Below are 19,790 nucleotides of genomic sequence, written 5' to 3'. Positions count from 1 at the left end.
ATTCGATCTTTGCGCGGAGAGTTGTCTGATCCATATGCTGTTGCGACAGACAAATCATCAGGGAGATCGTCATGAAGATCAAATGGCTCGGCCATGCCGCCTTTCACATCGAAACGGCAAAGTCCAAAATCCTGATCGACCCCTTCTTTACCGGCAATCCTGCCTTCCGCGATGAGGAGCGCCGGGACGCGACCGCCGGGCTCACCCACATTCTCCTGACCCATGGTCACGGCGACCATGTCGGCGACACCATTGCGATCGCCAAGGAGACGGGCGCAACGGTTGTTGCCAATGCCGACCTGGCCGCCTGGCTCGGCCGGCATGGCGTCAAGGCGCTGGAAATGGGCAACACCGGCGGCACGATCCAACTCGGCAGTTTCTCGACGACTTTTGTCAACGCGCTGCATTCGTCGGCGCAGCTGACCGAGGACGGCGTCTCGCACTCGCTCGGCAATGCCAACGGCCTGGTGCTGCATTTCGAGGACGAGCCGACGCTCTATCACATGGGCGACACGGACATCTTTTCCGACATGGCGCTGATCAACGAGCTGCATCAGCCGGAGATCGGCATCGTGCCGATCGGTGATCGTTTCACCATGGGCGGGGCGGTTGCGGCACTCGCCTGCCAGCGCTTCTTCTCGTTCTCGACGGCGATCCCCTGCCATTACGGCTCGTTCCCGATCATCGACCAGACGCCGGAAACCTTCGTTGCCGGCATGGAAAGTGCATCAACGAAGGTGGCGACGCCACAGGTCGGCGGCGTCGTCGCCGTGTGATGTTGCGCCGGGCCTTTTGACGAGAGGCCCGGTCCTCCGGCAATTCCCCCGTTGCGTGGCTCGCCCTGCGCCATTATAGCGGGGGAAGTTCCAGTTACCGGAGACGATCATGTCCGTAGACCTTGCCACCGTGAAGCGCGTCGCGCGCCTTGCCCGTATCGCCGTCAGCGAAGAAGAAGCCGAACGGATGATGGGCGAGCTCAATGGCATCCTCGGTTTCGTCGAGCAGCTCTCCGAAGTGAATGTCGAAGGCGTCGAGCCGATGACCTCGGTCACGCCGATGGATATGAAGAAGCGGACGGACACCGTGACGGACGGCAACAAGGCCGACGACATCGTTGCCAATGCGCCGAATTCCGATCGCAATTTCTTCCTCGTTCCGAAGGTGGTCGAGTAATCTCCCGCCAGCCGCCCCGACGTTTCTGATTGCGAAAGCCAGATTTTACCATGACCGACCTTACCAGCCTGACGATTGCCGAAGCCCGCGCCAAGCTCGCCGCCAAGGACATCACCGCCGTCGAACTGACCGACGCCTATCTCGGCGCGATCGATGCCGCCAATGAGGCGATCAACGCCTACATCGCCGTCACGCCCGAAAAGGCGCGCGAGATGGCCAAGGCCTCGGATGCGCGTATCGCCGCCGGCAAGGCCGGTGCGCTTGAAGGCATCCCGCTCGGCATCAAGGACCTCTTCGCCACCGAAGGCGTGCACACCCAGGCATGCAGCCACATCCTCGACGGATTTGCGCCGCGCTACGAATCGACCGTGACCCAGAACCTGTGGAACGACGGCGCCGTCATGCTCGGCAAGCTGAACATGGACGAGTTCGCCATGGGCTCGTCGAACGAGACCTCCTACTACGGCGCGGTCAAGAACCCGTGGCGCGCCAAGGGCTCGAACCTCGATCTCGTACCGGGCGGCTCCTCGGGCGGCTCTGCAGCGGCCGTCGCCGCGCATCTCTGCGCTGGTGCGACCGCTACCGATACGGGCGGCTCGATCCGCCAGCCTGCCGCCTTCACCGGCACCGTCGGCATCAAGCCGACCTATGGCCGCTGCTCGCGCTGGGGCACCGTCGCCTTCGCCTCGTCGCTCGACCAGGCAGGCCCGATCGCCCGTGACGTGCGCGATGCCGCAATCCTCCTGAAGTCGATGGCAAGCGTCGACGCCAAGGACACGACCTCGGTCGATCTGCCGGTGCCGGATTACGAAGCCGCGATCGGCAAGTCGATCAAGGGCATGAAGATCGGCATTCCGCGCGAGTACCGCGTCGATGGCATGCCGGAAGAGATCGAAGCGCTCTGGCAGCAGGGCATTGCCTGGCTGAAGGAAGCCGGTGCCGAGATCGTCGACATCACCCTGCCGCACACGAGATACGCGCTGCCGGCCTACTACATCGTCGCTCCGGCCGAGGCCTCCTCGAACCTTGCCCGCTATGACGGCGTTCGCTACGGCCTGCGCGTCGACGGCAAGGACATCGTCGACATGTACGAAAAGACGCGCGCCGCCGGCTTCGGCCACGAAGTCAAGCGCCGTATCATGATCGGCACCTACGTGCTTTCGGCCGGCTACTACGACGCCTACTATCTGCAGGCGCAGAAGGTGCGCACGCTGATCAAGCGCGACTTCGAACTGGCGTTCCACGCCGGCGTCGACGCTATTCTGACGCCGGCAACGCCGTCGTCCGCCTTCGGTATTGCCGACGAGGATCTCGCATCCGATCCGGTGAAGATGTACCTCAACGACATCTTCACGGTGACGGTCAACATGGCCGGCCTCCCGGGCATCGCCGTTCCCGGTGGCCTCGACCACAAGGGCCTGCCGCTTGGCCTGCAGCTGATCGGCAAGCCGTTCGAGGAAGAGACGCTGTTCAAGACGGCGCATGTGATCGAACAGGCGGCCGGCCGCTTCACCCCCACCAAGTGGTGGTAATCTCTTGAAGGGCGGCACCCACGGTGCCGCCCTTTCCACTTCTGCCGCCTACTTTTGCTGCATTGATCGCCACTCTTGTCGCGGAAGGAGACCCGCGTCATGCCCGTCATCCGACATGCCCGCGCCGGCGACGTTGAAAGGCTGGCCGAAATCGGCTTTAGGGCCTGGCAATCGGCAATCGCGGGCCTTGCCGATGGCGAAAAGATGCGGCGCGTGGCCGAGGCCGCATTTCTCCGTTTTCTGTCCGATCACTGGCTTTCCGTTTTGCTCGTCGAAGGCGAAGGCGCCATCGGCGGATGGTGCGCGCGAGAGAACTTCGACAATGCGATCTCCGATTTGTGGATCGAGCCGCAGCTCCAGGGCAGGGGCTTCGGCGCGCTGTTGCTCGGCGAGATCGAACATCGCATTGCTGCGGATGGATTCGACGCCGTCACCACCAAGACACACGCGCGAAATGACCGCGCCGTGCGCTTCTTCCGCAATCACGGCTATGGCGTGAGCTGGCTGTCGACCGCCTATGCGCCACAACTCGACAGCGACGTTGCCTTCATCGGCCTGAGCAAATCCCTGGAGCAGACCCCGGGTCCCTGACACCCCGCCGCCCTATGCATGGCAGCCACGCGCAAAGCGGGCTGGCCTATTCACACCGCATTCATTAGGCCCATGAAATATTATGGGGCATGACGTGGTGGTGGGGCACCGCAAGGGGGACGCTTGTTGCAGATGCTGGATAAAACGGTTCCGCGACCGTTGGTTCTGAGACCTTTCCACCATTCGTTTTGGCTTGCCGGCCTAGGCGTGATCGTCTTCACCGCCTGCGTGCTCGGCATCTTGAGCCGCCCTGTCGGCATGCTGGCCTCGATCTGGCCGGCAAATGCGATCCTGCTCGGCCTGCTGATCAGAAGACCGTCGCTTGCCAGCCCGGCTGGATGGTTGACGGCGGCACTGGCCTACGTACTTGCGGACCTGGTGACCGGTGCGGATCTCTATGAAGCCGCGGCGCTGAATACGGCGAACATGGTCGGCGTCGTCATCGGTTTCCTGCTCTATCGCCGCTTTTCGCCTGAGCACCGGCATCTGCGCCGGGCGCGCTCGGTGCTTTATATGTTCGCGGCATCCTCCCTGGCGGCGATGGGCGCCTCGCTCGTTGGAGCGGTTGCGGTTCAGCTGTCGTTCGGCACGCCGGCCACGGAAGCATTCGTCGCCTGGCTGACCACCGAGCTGGTCAATTATGTCGTGCTGCTTCCGGTGTTCCTGGCTGCACCGCTTCCGGAAGACAGTTTGCGGTCCCGTGGCGCGCGAGTGGCGTCGTCGGTGGCCCCGGCTTCAGCGACTGCCTGGCCGTTCGTCTCCCTGGTTCTGTCCTGCGCTGCGGCGCTCTTCGTCGGCGGGCCGGGCGCTTTCGCCTTCCCGGTGCCGGCGCTCTTATGGTGCGCGCTCAGTTATGGTCTGTTTCCGGTGACGATCCTGACGGCGATCGTTTGCGTGTTGACGCAGATTGCCGTTGCCTCCGGCGCGCTGCACCTCGGCGTCAGCGGCGTTGCCGAGGAAACGCTCACCTCGACCCGGCTGGGAACGACCCTGCTTGCGCTCTGCCCGCTGGCGGTCGCCAGCGTCGATGCCGCACGACGGGCGCTGATTGGGCGCCTGTCCCATGCGGTCGATTATGATTTTCTGACCCAGTGCCTGGCGCGCGCGACCTTCATGGCGCGCGCGGCCGCGCTGATCGCAGCGCCGGTCGCCCGAAAAGGCGGAACGGTGGTGATGATGCTCGATATCGACCGCTTCAAGGCGATCAATGACACCTATGGTCATGCCGTCGGCGATCAGGTGCTGATTTCGGTTGCCGGCGTCGTTCGCGCGGCACTGCGCGGTGACGATCTCGTCGGCCGGCTTGGCGGCGAAGAGTTCGCCGTTGTACTGGTTCGGCAATCCCCGACCGATGCGCTCAAAGTTGCCGAGCGGCTGCTTGAGGCCGTGCGGGCGCTTCATATCGATCTGGAGCAGGGCGGAAGCATCGCCGTCACCATCAGCATCGGCGCTGCCGAAGTCATGACCCGCGACACTGGCCTCGACGGCTTGCTGCTTGCGGCCGACCGCGCGCTCTACCAGGCGAAGGCTGCGGGCCGCGACCGCGTGCAATGCGCGGCCCCGTCGAGCGCTCACGCTAAGTAAGTCGCTTTCCGTTAAGTAAAGTGCGCATCTGACGATACCGGGCATGCTGGCATGCCCGGTATCGTTCGTATTCGCCGCTAGCGGTTGTTAAGTTCGGAGCGCACGAGCTGCAGCCCGCGTTCCGTGATGCGGTAGGGTTTTCCGCCGGACGATGAGATCGCCTTCTTCCGCTTCAATTTGCGGAAAAGTTCGAGGTCGAAGCCGGGATAGACCCAGCCGTCACGGGTGAAGCACCGGATTTCGGTGATCGCCTTGTCGTCGCGGGTGATTTCGATGCGGCCGCCCTGGGCCAAATGATGAAGAATGCGCTGTTCTGCGCGCGAGATGTCCATTGTCTGAATGTTCCGGAATCGCGTTCGTATGAACGCAGGAAAACGTTCCGCAAAATACTGAAGATGCGGGGTGACGTTTCCGGCCCGTGCGCGCAATCAAAGGGGATTACGCGGACGGGCTTTACCGGGACTCAGGCGAAGAACGGAACATAAAAACTCCAATAGAACGGTGCCTTCCTAAAAGGCCGTCGTTCGCGCGTCAAGGTGTCATTGCAACGCCAGGGTGCCAATGGCCGCCAGCGCCACTTGCAAGACGATGATCAAAGCGAGGCGCGTGCGAAAGGGTTCCTTACGCGTCTTGTGTCGGAAGATATGGCGCGCCGTCATTGCACCCGGGCTGCCGCCGAACAGGGCGACCGTCAGCAGCGTCCGCTCGCTGATCCGCCGTTTGCCGGACCGCGCCGCTTGCTTGTCGTACCAGAACAGCCCGAAGGCAGCCAAGTTGACGAGAATTGCGAACGCGAGCAGGGCAAAGGCGATGGACATGGCCGAAGTCTTGCCGATAGGCGCTAAACGGTGGTTAAGAGACGCCAGCTGTTTGCATGAGATTGCAGATGGCGTGTCTGATCCAGCCGAACAACTTGCACCGGCGGACCAATTGTTCTACCGAGAAACCAAGAATTCAGGCTTCAAAGAAGAGCATGATATGAGCATTGTCGACGTCCGCACCCCCGATCCGAAACGCTTCATCCCTGGCGCCACCGGCGACTGGGAAGTCATCATCGGTATGGAAGTCCATGCCCAGGTGCTTTCCAATTCGAAGCTGTTCTCGGGCGCATCGACGGAGTTCGGCAATGCGCCGAATGCGAACGTCTCGCTGGTCGATGCCGCCATGCCCGGCATGCTGCCTGTTATCAACGAGGAATGCGTGAAGCAGGCGGTGCGCACCGGTCTCGGTCTCAAGGCCGCGATCAACAATCGCTCGATCTTCGACCGCAAGAACTATTTCTATCCGGACCTGCCGCAGGGCTATCAGATCTCCCAGTTCAAGGATCCGATCGTCGGCGAAGGCAAGATCATCATTTCGGTCGGTCCGGACCGCCAGGGCCAGTTCGAAGATGTCGAGATCGGCATCGAGCGCCTGCATCTTGAGCAGGACGCCGGCAAGTCGATGCACGACCAGCATCCGTCGATGTCCTATGTCGATCTCAACCGCTCGGGCGTCGCGCTGATGGAGATCGTCTCCAAGCCGGACATGCGCTCGTCGGATGAGGCCAAGGCCTACATGACGAAGCTGCGCTCGATCGTGCGCTACCTTGGTACCTGCGACGGCAACATGGACGAAGGCTCGATGCGCGCCGACGTCAACGTGTCCGTCCGTCGTCCGGGCGAGGGCTTCGGCACGCGCTGCGAAATCAAGAACGTCAACTCGATCCGCTTCATCGGCCAGGCAATCGAATACGAGGCACGCCGCCAGATCGGAATTCTCGAGGACGGTGGCAGCATCGACCAGGAGACCCGCCTGTTCGACCCGAACAAGGGCGAGACCCGCTCGATGCGCTCCAAGGAAGACGCGCACGACTACCGCTACTTCCCGGATCCGGACCTGCTGCCGCTCGAATTCGACGACGCATTCGTCGAGGCACTGAAGGCCGACCTGCCGGAGCTGCCCGACGACAAGAAGGAGCGCTTCGTGCGCGACCTCGGCCTCTCGGTCTATGACGCTTCGGTGCTCGTTTCCGAAAAGTCGATCGCCGACTATTTCGAGGCGGTGGCGGAAGGCCGCGATGGCAAGATTGCCGCCAACTGGGTCATCAACGACCTGCTCGGCGCCTTGAACAAAGCCGGCAAAGCCATTGAAGAGACTCCGGTTTCGCCGGCCCAGCTCGGCGGCATCATCGACCTCATCAAGGCGGAGACCATCTCCGGCAAGATCGCCAAGGACCTCTTCGAGATCATCTGGAACGAGGGGGGCGACCCGGCCGAGATCGTCGAGACCCGCGGCATGAAGCAGGTGACCGACACCGGCGCCATCGAAAAGGCCGTCGACGAGATCATCGCCGCCAACCCGGATCAGGTCGCCAAGGTGCAGGCCAAGCCCTCGCTTGCCGGCTGGTTCGTCGGCCAGGTGATGAAGGCGACCGGCGGCAAGGCCAATCCGCAGGCCGTTCAGGCGCTGGTCAAGGCCAAGCTCGGCATCGAGGAATAACGATGTTCTTCGTGCGCACGGCAAGCGCGCGCGACCTGGAGAAGGTTCGCGCTCTGCTGATCGAAACGTGGCACGCGACCTATGACACTTTCTACGGTGTCGAGAAGGTCAAGGAACTGAACGAGCGCTGGCATTCGCTGCCAGCGCTCAAAGCCCGGCTCGCGCGCAAGAACGCCGAGTTTCTTGTTGCCGACGATGGAAGGCAGCTGGGCGGCATGGGCTATGCGGCGATGTCCGACACGCAGGCCAAGACGGTGGTGCTGCACCAGCTCTATGTCCTTCCGAAGTTCCAGCGCCAGGGCGTCGGCCGCGATATCTTCGCCGAGCTCGAGACCTGCTTTCCGGACGCCGAACGCATGCGCGTCGAGGTCGAGCCGCAGAACCTGCACGCGCTCACCTTCTATCGGGCGCATGGCTTTGCCGAAGTGGGTGAGACGGCGGGCGACGACCCGTCCGGCCTGCCGGCCATCGTTCTGGAAAAGCCGCTTCTCGGCTAGGCGATCCGCCCGGTTGCCTGACGTTTCGCATGCCTGTGGATAAGCCTGAGAGAAGCGGCGCTGTCATCGCGCCGTTACCTCCGAGTGCTTGATCCGCAGCCGATGAACGATGTGAGCGGAGAACCATGGACGCGACCGAACTCATGATCCGCAAGGCTGAGCGCAAGGATCTCGAAGCGATCGTCGCGCTCTTCGCCAATGATCCGCTGGGCGGTCACGGCGACACGACCGACGCTGAGGCCTTCGCAGACTACGCCGCTGCCTACGACCGGATTGAAGCCTCGACGCTGCAGACGCTGTTCGTCGCGGTTCTCGAAGGGCAGGTCGTCGGCACCTTTCAAACCGCGCTGCACATATCGCTGTCCGGGCGGGGAAGCTCCAGCCTGATCGTCGAAGCCGTTCAGACGCGCGCCGACATGCGCGGCCGTGGGATCGGCGAACGCATGATGCGCCATGCGATTGCTGAGGCGCGGGAGAAGGGGGCCAGGAAGGTGAGGCTCACGTCCAACGCCGTGCGCACCGATGCACATCGCTTCTATGAGCGCCTGGGCTTTGCGCGCAGCCATTTCGGCTTTCAACTACCGTTGAAATGACCGCCTTTACCTCGGAATCACTGGACAAGCCCTGAGCGGCGGGGCATAAGCGGGAACATTGTTTTGGTATCTGGCCGCCTTCCCAACGGCCGGTCAAGGACGGCATCCATGAAGCTCCTGCTGCAGATTTTCACCTGGTGGAACGAACAGACGATCGGAACGCGCTTTCACACCTGGCGCCACGGTCAACGGGTCGGTCAAGACGAACTCGGCAATGTCTACTACCAGGGCGGCAAGGACTCTGAAGGTCGCACCCGCCGCTGGGTGATCTACAACGGCTACGCCGAAGCTTCCGCCATTCCGGCCGGCTGGCACGGCTGGATGCACCACCGGACCGACGTTTCGCCGGCCGATGAAAAGTACACGCCGCGGGAATGGCAGAAGGCGCACCGCGCCAATCCGACCGGCACGGCCAACGCCTACCGCCCACAGGGCTCGATCGCTGCCACCGGCAAGCGCCCGCGCGTAACCGGCGACTACGACGCCTGGACGCCCGGCTCCTGAATAATCTGTTCTCAGTGACGACGACGGACCGCGGAATGGGTTCCTCGATCATGGCGAGGCCACAATTGATGGTTAGCGCCTGAAATCCATGACGAACAGGATACGCGGGAGACAGGCGACGATGGCAGGTTCTGATCTGCGCAAGGCAATCGGCCAAGGAGCACGGCGTTTGGGCTTGTCCCTGCTTGCCGCCTTGCCGCTGGTCGCATCTGCGGAAGCCGTTGACGCAGCCCGCCTTTCCAACGCCGTCGCCGTCTTCTCCGGCATCGACAAGATCACCGGCCGCATCACCACCTTCGACGTCTATATCGGCGAGACCGTGCAGTTCGGCGCCCTCCAGGTCACGCCGCGCGTCTGCTATAGCCGTGACGATACGGAAGCGCAGAAGATCACCACCTTCGTCGAGGTCGAGGAAATCACGCTCGACCGCAAGATCCGCCGTATCTTTACCGGCTGGATGTTTGCCGACAGCCCCGGTCTGAACGCCGTCGAGCATCCGGTCTATGACGTCTGGCTGCAGTCTTGCAAGGCGACCTCGGACCTGCCGCCGCCGGATACCGCGCAGAAGCGCTGAGCGGCGGGGCATATCCCCATTCTTTAGAATTTGCCTTGGTTAGAAGGCGAGGTCGGGCGACGACATCGCGTTCGCGAGCAATACTTCGTATTCCGCCTTCGGCACGTCGACGGCGCCGAACGACTTCAGGTGTTCGGTGGTGAACTGTGTATCGAGCAGTTCGAAGCCGCGCGCCTTCAGTCGCTCGACCAGATGCACGAGGCAGATCTTCGAGGCGTCGGTGCGTCTGGAAAACATGCTTTCGCCGAAGAAGGCTGAGCCGAGCGAAACCCCGTAAAGCCCCCCGACCAGTTGGTCGCCTTCCCAGGCCTCGACGCTGTGGGCATAGCCCATCGAGTGCAGTGTCGCGTAGAGCGTGCGGATCTTATTGTTGATCCAGGTTGTCGGCCGGTCGGGAGCAGGGGCAGCACAGCCGTCCATGACCGCTTCGAAGGCGGTGTTGAAGCGGATGTCGAAAGGCTTTCGGCGGATGGTCTTGGCGAGGCTGCGAGAGGTGTGGAAGCCTGCGAGCGGGATCACTCCGCGAATTTCTGGCTCGACCCAGAAGAGCTCCGGATCATCGGCCGAATCGGCCATCGGGAAGAGGCCGATCGAATAGGCGCGCAGCAGCATGTCCGGCGTAATATCGGGCTGCTTGCTGCGCGTCCCTTTCAATGTCTGGTCCTTACTCGGACGTGGTGGCCAGATGCTTCTCCAGCCAGTGGATGTCGTAGTCGCCGTTGGCAATGTCCTGATTATTGATCAGGTCCTGGAACAGCGGAAGCGTCGTCTTGATGCCGTCGATGACAAATTCGTCAAGCACGCGGCGCAGGCGCATCATGCATTCGACGCGGGTACGGCCATGCACGATCAGCTTGCCGATCAGGCTGTCGTAGTAAGGCGGGATTCGGTAGCCCTGATAGGCGCCCGAATCGACGCGCACGCCAAGGCCGCCCGGCGCATGGAAATGCGTGATCGTGCCCGGGGAGGGGACGAAGGTACGCGGGTCTTCGGCATTGATGCGGCACTCGATCGCGTGGCCGGAAAACACGATGTCTTCCTGCTGGACCGAGAGACCGCCGCCGGAGGCGACGCGGATCTGCTCGTGCACGAGGTCAATGCCGGTGATCGCTTCGGTGATCGGATGCTCGACCTGAAGACGGGTGTTCATTTCGATGAAATAGAACTCGCCGTTCTCGTAGAGGAACTCGACCGTGCCGGCGCCGCGATACTTCAGCTTCTTCATGGCGTCGGCGCAGATCTGGCCGATCTTCATGCGCTGGTCGACGTTGAGGGCCGGCGAATTCGCCTCTTCCCAGACCTTCTGGTGACGGCGCTGCAGCGAGCAATCGCGTTCGCCGAGATGCACCGCATTGCCGGCGCCGTCGCCGACGATCTGGATTTCGATGTGGCGCGGCTTGGAGAGGTACTTCTCCATGTAGACGGCGTCGTTGCCGAAAGCGGCAAGCGCTTCGGTGCGGGCCGTCGCAACGGCCTCTTCGAGGTCCGCCTCGCTGCGGGCGACCTTCATGCCGCGGCCGCCGCCACCGGCGGTCGCCTTGATCAGGACCGGGAAACCGATCTTGCGGGCGACTTCGAGCGCGTTCTCCGGCTTCACTTCGCCGTCGGAACCCGGAACGACCGGGATGCCAAGTTCCTGCGCCGTCTGCTTGGCGGTGATCTTGTCACCCATGATGCGGATGTGTTCCGCCGTCGGGCCGATGAAGGTGATGTCGTGCGCTTCGAGGATTTCGGCGAACTTGGCGTTTTCCGACAGGAAGCCGTAGCCCGGATGCACGGCGTCGGCACCGGTGATTTCGCAGGCGGCGACGATCTGGTGAATGTTCAGATAGCTATCGCGCGAGGGCGGCGGGCCGATGCAGACGCTCTCGTCGGCGAGGCGAACATGCATGGCGTCGGCGTCGGCCGTGGAATGAACGGCGACCGTGGCGATGCCGAGTTCCTTGCAGGCACGAAGCACGCGAAGGGCGATTTCGCCGCGATTGGCAATGAGAATTTTCGAGATCATCGCCGCGCCGCCTTATTCGATTACGATCAGCGGTTCGCCATATTCGACGGGGGCTGCGTCCTGGACGAAGATTTCGGTGACCTTGCCCGAGCGCGGAGCCGGGATCTGGTTCATCGTCTTCATCGCTTCGATGATGAGGATCGTCTGGCCTTCCTTGACCGTGGCACCGACCTCAACGAAGGGGCGGGCTCCCGGTGCGGGGGACAGGTAGGCAGTGCCGACCATCGGCGCGGTCACGGCATTCTTCGATGCGCGGGCGCTCTCGGCGGCGGGAGCGGCAACGGCGTTTGCCGGGGCGGCCGCTGCGGCGGGCATCTGGTAAGCCGGCATCTGCGGCATGGCCATCGGCATCGCAACCGGCGTGCCGTTGCGCGAAACGCGAATGCGCAGGTCGTCCTGCTCGACTTCGATCTCGGTCAGATCGGTGTCCTTGAGAATATTGGCGAGATCGCGGATCAGCGCCTGGTCGATACCTGGTTTCTTGTCAGCCATGGAATATGAGCCTCTTGTGTTCTTTTTATTTCGACGGATTTGTCAGGTTCTTTAGCGCATGCAGCGCAAGAATGTAACTCTGTGCGCCGAAGCCGCAGATGACGCCCTTGACGGCGGGTGCGATCATCGACTTGTGGCGGAACTCCTCACGCGCATGGATGTTCGAGAGGTGCAGTTCGACGACCGGAATGCCGATGGCGCGGATGGCATCATGAAGTGCGATCGACGTGTGGCCATAGGCAGCCGGGTTGATTGCAACGCCTGCGGCGACGTTGCCGGCCTCGTGCAGCCAATCGACCAGCGTTCCCTCATGGTTCGACTGGCGGAAATCGACGTCGAAGCCGAGCGCCTTGCCTTCCGCCTTGCACATGGCCTCGATGTCGGCCAGCGTCTGCCCACCATAAATACCCGGTTCGCGCTTGCCCAGCGCATTCAGGTTGGGGCCGTTCAGCACGAAAATGGTCGATGGCATAAGGGATTCCGGTCCGGTCATGGAGGGTTACCTATAGACTGATGGTCCCGCGAGGAAAAGCCCTTTGGGCCCCCGCGGGATTTGTCCACAGTCATGGGAAGGTTTGTCAGCAGGCTGTCTTGCCGCATTCGCGCATATTGGCGACCTTGCCTTCGATCTCCTCGGCGCCGACTGCTCCGAAGACCGCTTCGTTGCCGATGACGTAGGAAGGCGTTCCGGTGATGCCGAGGTCGTTGGCAAGGCTGTAGGCCTCGCGCACGGCCGCGTCATGCGGCTCCTTTTCCATCTTGGCGCGCAGGTCCTTTTCGGAAACGCCGAGCTTGGCGGCAACCGCAAGCGCCGTCTCCTCCGTGGCGCGGTCCTCGCCGCCGAGCAGCGCCCGGTGGAAGTCGCCGTATTTTTCCGGAGCGACCAGGCGGAAGGCGGCGCTCACCTTGTGGGCGGCCAGCGAATCCGGGCCGAGGATCGGCAGTTCCTTCAGCACAAAGCGCACGTTCTTGTCCTTGGCGAGGATGTCGTCCATGTCGGAAAGCGCGCGTTTGCAGTAGCCGCAATTGTAGTCGTAGAACTCGACGACGGTGACGTCGCCCTTGGGGTTGCCGAGCACCATGTCATAGTCGGAATTGAAGATCGCCTTCTTGTTCTCAGTGATCGCGCCTTCCGCCGCTTCCTGCTGCTTGGCGCGCTGCTTCGTCGTCAGCGCCTCCTGGACCTCGAGCATGATCTCCGGATTGGCGATCAGGTATTCCTTGATGAAGGCGCCGATCTCTTCCTTCTGCTTCGCGTCGAGCGCGAACGCGTTTTGGGGCAGGCTGACCCCGGCCACGAACGCTGCGAGCGTCCCGGCGGCAATCATCTTGGTGCTGAAGTTCATTTCTACCTCGTTGTCCTTGCGTATCCTGTGTGTCGTCCATCGCGTGTCGCCGGGTCAACCGGCTGTTCTGAGTGACAACAGGATTCCTCGTATCCGCAATATGCCGGCAGCATAGGGTGGGTGTTGCGGAAACGAAACGGCAAAATCGGCGGAAATACGGCACTCGCGGACTTGTGAAGGTCATTTTCATCGGGCAAAGGGCTGGAGAACAGCCGCATATCGAGGATTTTCCGTTGGTAGATTTGTCAAAACGCAGTGCCGTCGAACCTTTCCATGCGATGGACGTACTGGCGGAGGCGACTCGTCGCCGCGACGCCGGCCACCCGGTGATCTCGATGGCGGTCGGGCAGCCTGCCCACCCGGCGCCCAAAGCAGCTCTCGACGCTGCGCGCAAGGCGCTTGAGCATGGCAGGCTCGGCTATACCGACGCGCTCGGCACCTTGTCGCTGCGCACAGCAATCGCCCGGCACTATGAAAAACGCCACGGCATCGCGCTCGATCCGCAGCGGGTGGCGGTCACCTCCGGCTCATCCGCCGGCTTCAATCTCGCCTTCCTGGCTCTCTTCGATCCCGGCGACTGTGTTGCCATTGCGCGGCCGGGCTATCCAGCCTACCGCAACATCCTCGCAGCCCTCGGCCTGACGGTCGTCGAGGTCGAGGCCAATGCCGAGACCGGCTTCACTCTGACGCCTGAAAGTCTTTCACGTGCCGCTGCGAAATTAGGCCGTCCTTTGAAAGGCGTGCTTTTGGCGAGCCCGGCCAACCCCACCGGCACCGTGACGGGCAGGGCCGGCCTCAAGGCGCTGGCTGACTATTGCCGAGCCGAATCGATTGCCTTCATCTCCGACGAGATCTATCACGGGCTGACCTTTGCCGGCGAAGAGGCAAGCGCGCTGGAGGTGACCGACGAGGTGATCGTCATCAACTCCTTCTCGAAATACTATTGCATGACCGGCTGGCGGATTGGCTGGATGGTGCTGCCGGCCGACAAGGTGCGCGGTTTCGAGCGCATCGCCCAGAGCCTCTACATCTCGCCGCCCGAGCTCTCGCAGATTGCGGCAGAAGCAGCACTCGACGCCCATGAGGAACTCGACCGCTACAAGACCGCCTATGCCGCCAACCGGGACATGCTGATGAAGCGGTTGCCGGAGATCGGCTTCTCCATCGCCTCGCCGATGGACGGCGCCTTCTACGCCTACGTGGATGTCACGCGCTTTACCAATGACAGCATGGCCTTTGCCAAGCGGATGCTCGCCGAGATCAATGTCGCGGCGACCCCTGGATTCGACTTCGATCCGCTGGAAGGGCACCGCACGATGCGCTTCTCCTATGCTGGTGCCGAGGCCGACATGGTCGAGGCGATGGACAGGATCGGACGCTGGCTGGCGTGACCGCCTGAGCGAACGGGCAGGGGCAAAGCCCCTTCTGTCATCCGTCTATAGGAAAAGGCCCGGATCGCTCCGGGCCTTTCGTATTTTCAGAGTTTGGTACTTGCAGCGCGGCTTAGAAGAAGCCGCGGCGCTGCCACCAGCCACCCTTTTTCGGCTTGGCCGGCTCTTCCTCTTCGGGCTTCGTCGCGCTCGACGTTACCACCGGTTCGGAAGCGATCTTCGAAAGGTCGCGGTTGGCGCGCACCGGTTTGGTCTCGGCAAGGTCGGCCGCAGCCTCTTCCACCGCTTCGACGGCCGGGTCGGCAACGGCGGGCTGGTCTTCGATCGCTGCCTGGGCAACTTCGTCGACGCTGACTGCCGGTTCTTCAGCCTTGACGGCTTTCTTGCGGGTGCGCTTCGGCTTGGCAGGCTTTGCGTCCGCCACCTCGACTTCTTCGGCAACCACAGCCGTTTCCTCGACAGCGACAGCCACTTCGACCTCGGCTGCAGCGGCCGGTGCCTCTACGGCTTCGGCTTCGTCTGCGCCATCGTCGCCGGCTTCCGCATCGGCATCGGCATCGAGCTGGCCTTCACCTTCGCCTTCCGGACGGTTGCGGCGGCCGCCACGCTTGCCCCGGCGGCGGCGCTTGCGCTTCTGATCGCCATCGGCGGTCGCGGCGTCCGCATCGACACCCTCGTCATCGCCTTCATCCTCATCGGAACCGTCGTCAGCATCGCCTGCCGATTCGGAAACCTGGAGGGCGCTGCCTTCGGCCTGCTGGCCACCCTTGCCGCGACGGCGGCGACGGCGCTTGCGCTTGCGTCCATTCTGATCGTCGGACTGGGCAGCAGCCTTCGGCTGTTCCTGGCGCTGTTCGCCGACGACTTCTCCTGCTTCTTCCTCGTCGAGATCCTCTTCGATCACGACGTCGTCTTCTTCCTCTTCCGGCTCGAAGTGCAGCAGCTGCTCGATCTTGACCGGGTTTTCGACCGGCTCGCCGCGATCGATCGCGAAGTGCTGGGCGCCGACATGGGCGTCAGCCTCGATGATGATCGAAACGCCGAAGCGGGCTTCGTAGTCCATGATCGTGCCGCGCTTCTGGTTGAGCAGGTAGAGCGCGATATCCGGGATGGTGCGCACGGTGATGTCGTGCGTCGTGTTCTTGAGCAGGTGTTCCTCGATGCCGCGCAGCACGTGCAGGGCGACGGAGGACTGCGAGCGAACATGACCCGTGCCGTTGCAGTGCGGGCAGGTCTGCATCGTCGATTCGAGCACCGAGGCACGAATGCGCTGGCGCGACATTTCGAGCAGGCCGAAATGCGAGATGCGGCCGACCTGGATGCGGGCGCGATCGTTCTTCAGGCAATCCTTCAGACGCTTCTCGACCGAGCGGTTGTTCCGCTTTTCTTCCATGTCGATGAAGTCGATGACGACGAGGCCGGCAAGGTCGCGCAGACGCAACTGGCGAGCCACTTCTTCGGCAGCTTCCAGGTTGGTCTGGAGTGCGGTGTCTTCGATCGAGTGCTCGCGCGTCGAACGGCCGGAGTTGACGTCGATCGAAACCAGCGCTTCGGTCTGGTTGATGATGATGTAGCCGCCGGATTTCAGCGTTACCTGCGGCTGCAGCATGCGGTCGAGCTGCGCTTCGATGCCGGAGCGCGAGAAGATCGGATGCACGTCGCGGTAAGGCTGAACCACCTTGGCGTGGCTCGGCATCAGCATCTTCATGAAGCCCTTGGCTTCCTTGTAGCCTTCCTCGCCGGAGACGATGATCTCGCTGATGTCCTTGTTGTAGAGATCGCGGATCGAGCGCTTGATCAGGCTGCCTTCCTCATAGACGAGGCAGGGGGCCGTGGAGTTCAGCGTCAGCGTGCGGACGTTTTCCCACAGGCGCATCAGATATTCGAAGTCGCGCTTGATCTCGACCTTGGTGCGGTTGGCACCGGCGGTGCGCAGGATCACGCCCATGCCCTGCGGCACTTCGAGGCCGCGGGCGATTTCCTTCAGGCGCTTGCGGTCCTGAAGGTTGGTGATCTTGCGGGAGATGCCGCCGCCGCGTGCGGTGTTCGGCATCAGCACCGAGTAACGGCCGGCAAGCGACAGATAGGTCGTTAGTGCAGCGCCCTTGTTGCCGCGCTCTTCCTTGGCGACCTGAACGAGCAGGATCTGGCGGCGCTTGATGACTTCCTGGATGCGGTACTGCTTGCGCGGCTTGCGAACCTGACGGTCCGGAACCTCTTCCATGGCGTCTTCGGCGCCGACGGATTCGATGATTTCCTTTTCGCCGTCGTGGCTGTCGTCGTCATCATCGTCGTCGTCATGGCGACGGCGGCTGTCGACATCCTCGGAAATGGCGTCGGTATCGACCATGGCAGCCATCTCGCCGCCATTGCTCTCGTCGCCATCGGCCGACGCGGCAGCGGCTTCTTCCGCAGCCTTGGCCTTGGTCTTGCGGGTGCGCTTCGGCTTCGCCTTCGGCTTTTCGGCCGGGGCTTCCTCTTCGACGACCGGTGCGGCGTCAGCGACGGCTGCGACCGGCTCGGCTTCAGCGTCAGCTTCCGTGACGATTTCGAGATCCACGGGAACGGAGAGTTCGCTTACCGGGGCAGGGGCGGTCTCGACATGCTCGATGTCGTCGTCGCGCCGCGCTTCTTCGGCTTCGGCCTTCAAGAGCGCCTGACGGTCGGCGAGCGGGATCTGGTAGTAGTCGGGGTGGATTTCGGCGAAAGCCAGGAACCCGTGGCGGTTGCCGCCGTAATCGACGAAGGCGGCCTGGAGCGAGGGCTCCACCCGGGTGACCTTCGCCAAGTAGATATTGCCGCGGATCTGCTTCTTGTGTTCCGACTCGAAGTCGAACTCTTCTATGCGGTTCCCGCGAACGACAACGACGCGCGTCTCTTCTGAATGAGACGCATCGATAAGCATTTTCTCTGCCATCTAAGCTGTGCTCCTCGGCGCGCCAGCGGAACGGGAGACAGACCTGCTTCCTTAGGAAGACTGCCAAACACGTCGGAAGGTGCGCCGGATATGAAAGTTCCTGTTTGGCGCAGGCGATGGTGCAGCAGCCAGACGACAGCCGGAACATGTGTGTCCCGGGGCCGCGCTACTTCTGACCGATACTGCTGAGTCAACATCAATGACCAAACAAGAATGCCAATGTCTAAGGTCTCATGAAGACCCGATGAATGCGCCCGCTTGCGGGCGTCGGTGAAAAATCACCATCAAGAACTCCGGCCACCGCCGGAAATTTGCGATCCAGTGTACGGGGAGGAAATGCAGCGACGGCGGATGAACATCTTGCGACCGCAATGCGATAAGTTAACCGGTCAATCCGGTTCGACCGCACCCTGGCGCCAAGCTTTGGAGAAGCTCCGGCTGCCCGGTCGACTGTTCTATCCCGTCAACACTTTCTCCTTGTGACGCTTTTATGTTTTCTATGTCACATTGGCAAGGGAAAAGCCCGTGCCGCCACAATAATGATCGATTCGCTTGTCCACGTGGAGTAGGTCGATAAACGGTAAATCGATTGTCCCCGCTGGCCGGGGAAGATGATCATTGTCAAGCATTGGTTAACCATAAGGGTTCATTGATCAACCTGTGCGTACAGCAGCCGTGCGTCGGCTGCTGTTTGGTTTTCTGAGAAAGTGGTGGAGAGCCCGAGGTGAGGCCTTTGGCGGTTTGTATGCGTGGTTCGCTGTTGTCTTTGATGTCGCGCGCGGGCAGGCTTCTGCTCGGAGCATCGCTGCTAGCCGGCGGTCTTCTTTGGAACGTGCCGGCGGCAGGGGCCGCCGAGCCGGGTCCCTTGCTCGCCTTTGCGGCACGGATCGCAGGTGACGATGCGCGCACGCGCGTCGTCGTCGAGTTCGATCGCAAACCGGAATTCTCCCTGCACTATGTCGCCGATCCCGTTCGTGTCGTGGTCGACCTGCCGGAAACGGCCTTCGGCCTGAAGGCGGACAGCCTTGAACCACGCGGCCTGTTCGATGCGATCCGCTACGGCGGCATGGGGGCGGGCAGTTCCCGCATCGTTTTTTCGGCAAAAGGCCCGGTCGCGGTCACCCATGCGGAAGTTGTCGCGGAAGAGGGGGGCAAGGGTTACCGCCTCGTGCTCGATGCCGAGCGCGTCGACCAGGCGCGCTTCGATGCGCTTCTCGGTGAGCAGCAGTGGACCGGATCGGTTGCCGCCACCAAGACCGACAGGCCGGTTGCCGTCGCCCCCACGAGGGAAGGCGGGCCGTTCATCATCGCGATCGATGCGGGCCACGGCGGCATCGATACCGGCGCGCTCGCCGGCGAAACGAAGACGGAAGAAAAGCACGTTACGCTCGCCTTCGCGAAGGATCTCGTCGAGGCCCTGAACAAGGGCGCCGGGATCGAGGCTTTTCTCACCCGCGACAAGGACGTCTTCCTCTCGCTTCCCCAGCGCGTGCAGATCGCCCGCAACAAGGGCGCCCATCTCTTCATTTCTCTTCATGCGGACGCGCTGCGCCAGAAGGACATCCGCGGCGCGACGGTCTATACCATCTCCGACAAGGCCTCCGACCATCTGGCTGCAAGCCTAGCCGCCCGCGAAAACTTGTCCGACGAAATCGCCGGTGTGCCGCTTCAGAGCGAGCCGGCGGAAGTGGCCGACATCCTGATCGATCTGACACGCCGCGAAACGCAGGCCTTCTCCGTCAACATGGCACGCGCCGTCGTTTCGTCCTTTGAGGGGCAGATCAATCTCATCAACAATCCGCACCGTTTCGCCGGCTTCCGCGTGCTGCAGGCGCCGGACGTGCCCTCGATCCTGCTTGAACTGGGCTTCCTGTCGAACAAGGAGGACGAAAAGCTGCTGCTCGACCCGGAATGGCGCAAGAAGGTTTCCGAGCGTCTTGCAGTCGCCGTGCAGCGCTACCGCGAGCAGGCCGTCGCCAGCGGCGGCTGACGTTTGAAGGCAGGTCCGGGAACGAAGTGATTTGTGTCGCCCCGGTAACAGCGCTATGCTTTTCAACGGGATGCGCACGGGATTATCGCATAACAGCCCTATTTTACGCACAATCCG

The 19,790-nt window shown here is 62.4% G+C and carries 20 protein-coding genes; 12 read left to right on the top strand and 8 right to left on the bottom strand.

Annotated features, from left to right (window positions below; genetic code table 11):
• The first annotated feature begins 71 nt into the window (after window positions 1-71).
• The 5 genes from JVX98_RS15335 (at window position 72) to JVX98_RS15315 (ending at window position 4,880) form a co-directional block, all read left to right on the top strand.
• A complete protein-coding gene (locus tag JVX98_RS15335) occupies window positions 72-776 on the top strand; it encodes a metal-dependent hydrolase (RefSeq protein WP_043614116.1) in 705 nt (234 codons plus the stop codon).
• A gap of 109 nt (window positions 777-885) precedes the next feature.
• Window positions 886-1,173 carry an Asp-tRNA(Asn)/Glu-tRNA(Gln) amidotransferase subunit GatC gene (gene gatC / locus JVX98_RS15330; protein ID WP_043614118.1) on the top strand — a complete coding sequence of 96 codons (288 nt, stop codon included), beginning with the start codon at window positions 886-888 and terminating at the stop codon, window positions 1,171-1,173.
• Between the two features lie 50 nt (window positions 1,174-1,223).
• Window positions 1,224-2,705 carry an Asp-tRNA(Asn)/Glu-tRNA(Gln) amidotransferase subunit GatA gene (gene gatA, locus JVX98_RS15325; protein ID WP_205239104.1) on the top strand — a complete coding sequence of 494 codons (1,482 nt, stop codon included), beginning with the start codon at window positions 1,224-1,226 and terminating at the stop codon, window positions 2,703-2,705.
• Window positions 2,706-2,804: 99 nt separating this feature from the next.
• A complete protein-coding gene (locus tag JVX98_RS15320) occupies window positions 2,805-3,296 on the top strand; it encodes a GNAT family N-acetyltransferase (protein ID WP_205239103.1) in 492 nt (163 codons plus the stop codon).
• Window positions 3,297-3,428: 132 nt separating this feature from the next.
• Window positions 3,429-4,880 carry a diguanylate cyclase gene (locus JVX98_RS15315; RefSeq protein WP_205239102.1) on the top strand — a complete coding sequence of 484 codons (1,452 nt, stop codon included), beginning with the start codon at window positions 3,429-3,431 and terminating at the stop codon, window positions 4,878-4,880.
• A gap of 77 nt (window positions 4,881-4,957) precedes the next feature.
• On the opposite strand, the gene JVX98_RS15310 is transcribed toward JVX98_RS15315, so the two are convergent.
• Window positions 4,958-5,212, bottom strand: a complete 255-nt coding sequence (locus JVX98_RS15310; RefSeq protein WP_034795416.1) for a YjhX family toxin — start codon at window positions 5,210-5,212, stop codon at window positions 4,958-4,960.
• A gap of 207 nt (window positions 5,213-5,419) precedes the next feature.
• Window positions 5,420-5,698 (bottom strand): DUF1294 domain-containing protein, encoded by a 279-nt coding sequence (locus JVX98_RS15305; protein WP_192447243.1) that lies wholly within the window; start codon window positions 5,696-5,698, stop codon window positions 5,420-5,422.
• A 160-nt stretch (window positions 5,699-5,858) separates the two neighbouring features.
• On the opposite strand from JVX98_RS15305, the gene gatB reads away from it, so the two are divergent.
• From gatB to JVX98_RS15280, 5 genes are all read left to right on the top strand, one after another.
• Window positions 5,859-7,361, top strand: coding sequence for an Asp-tRNA(Asn)/Glu-tRNA(Gln) amidotransferase subunit GatB (gene gatB, locus JVX98_RS15300; RefSeq protein WP_192447242.1), 1,503 nt, complete (start codon window positions 5,859-5,861; stop codon window positions 7,359-7,361).
• A 2-nt stretch (window positions 7,362-7,363) separates the two neighbouring features.
• The gene (locus tag JVX98_RS15295) at window positions 7,364-7,858 is read left to right on the top strand and encodes a GNAT family N-acetyltransferase (protein WP_205239101.1); all 495 of its coding nucleotides are present in this window, start codon (window positions 7,364-7,366) and stop codon (window positions 7,856-7,858) included.
• Window positions 7,859-7,983: 125 nt separating this feature from the next.
• Window positions 7,984-8,451 carry a GNAT family N-acetyltransferase gene (locus JVX98_RS15290; RefSeq protein WP_205239100.1) on the top strand — a complete coding sequence of 156 codons (468 nt, stop codon included), beginning with the start codon at window positions 7,984-7,986 and terminating at the stop codon, window positions 8,449-8,451.
• Window positions 8,452-8,559: 108 nt separating this feature from the next.
• A complete protein-coding gene (locus JVX98_RS15285) occupies window positions 8,560-8,955 on the top strand; it encodes an NADH:ubiquinone oxidoreductase subunit NDUFA12 (RefSeq protein WP_043614139.1) in 396 nt (131 codons plus the stop codon).
• 121 nt (window positions 8,956-9,076) lie between these two features.
• Window positions 9,077-9,529 (top strand): DUF2155 domain-containing protein, encoded by a 453-nt coding sequence (locus tag JVX98_RS15280; RefSeq protein WP_043614142.1) that lies wholly within the window; start codon window positions 9,077-9,079, stop codon window positions 9,527-9,529.
• A gap of 39 nt (window positions 9,530-9,568) precedes the next feature.
• On the opposite strand, the gene aat is transcribed toward JVX98_RS15280, so the two are convergent.
• The 5 genes from aat to JVX98_RS15255 form a co-directional block, all read right to left on the bottom strand.
• Window positions 9,569-10,183, bottom strand: coding sequence for a leucyl/phenylalanyl-tRNA--protein transferase (gene aat, locus JVX98_RS15275; RefSeq protein WP_043614144.1), 615 nt, complete (start codon window positions 10,181-10,183; stop codon window positions 9,569-9,571).
• 10 nt (window positions 10,184-10,193) lie between these two features.
• Complete coding sequence (accC, locus tag JVX98_RS15270; RefSeq protein WP_205239099.1) at window positions 10,194-11,537, bottom strand: acetyl-CoA carboxylase biotin carboxylase subunit; 1,344 nt, start codon at window positions 11,535-11,537, stop codon at window positions 10,194-10,196.
• 12 nt (window positions 11,538-11,549) lie between these two features.
• Entirely contained in the window at window positions 11,550-12,029 is a 480-nt protein-coding gene (accB, locus tag JVX98_RS15265) for an acetyl-CoA carboxylase biotin carboxyl carrier protein (RefSeq protein WP_043614150.1), read from the bottom strand.
• 25 nt (window positions 12,030-12,054) lie between these two features.
• The gene (gene aroQ, locus JVX98_RS15260) at window positions 12,055-12,501 is read right to left on the bottom strand and encodes a type II 3-dehydroquinate dehydratase (RefSeq protein ID WP_043614153.1); all 447 of its coding nucleotides are present in this window, start codon (window positions 12,499-12,501) and stop codon (window positions 12,055-12,057) included.
• A gap of 106 nt (window positions 12,502-12,607) precedes the next feature.
• Window positions 12,608-13,375, bottom strand: a complete 768-nt coding sequence (locus JVX98_RS15255) for a DsbA family protein (RefSeq protein WP_192447238.1) — start codon at window positions 13,373-13,375, stop codon at window positions 12,608-12,610.
• A gap of 233 nt (window positions 13,376-13,608) precedes the next feature.
• Between JVX98_RS15255 and JVX98_RS15250 the strand changes: the two genes are divergently transcribed.
• Window positions 13,609-14,766, top strand: a complete 1,158-nt coding sequence (locus tag JVX98_RS15250) for a pyridoxal phosphate-dependent aminotransferase (protein ID WP_205239098.1) — start codon at window positions 13,609-13,611, stop codon at window positions 14,764-14,766.
• Between the two features lie 112 nt (window positions 14,767-14,878).
• Here JVX98_RS15250 and JVX98_RS15245 read toward each other — a convergent pair whose 3' ends face one another.
• Window positions 14,879-17,683, bottom strand: coding sequence for a ribonuclease E/G (locus JVX98_RS15245; RefSeq protein WP_205239097.1), 2,805 nt, complete (start codon window positions 17,681-17,683; stop codon window positions 14,879-14,881).
• A gap of 745 nt (window positions 17,684-18,428) precedes the next feature.
• Here JVX98_RS15245 and JVX98_RS15240 point away from each other — a divergent pair.
• A complete protein-coding gene (locus tag JVX98_RS15240; protein ID WP_246765030.1) occupies window positions 18,429-19,673 on the top strand; it encodes an N-acetylmuramoyl-L-alanine amidase in 1,245 nt (414 codons plus the stop codon).
• Window positions 19,674-19,790: the final 117 nt, after the last annotated feature.

This window comes from Ensifer sp. PDNC004 (assembly GCF_016919405.1).
Classification (GTDB): domain Bacteria; phylum Pseudomonadota; class Alphaproteobacteria; order Rhizobiales; family Rhizobiaceae; genus Ensifer.
This window is presented reverse-complemented; position numbering and strand designations above follow the sequence as displayed.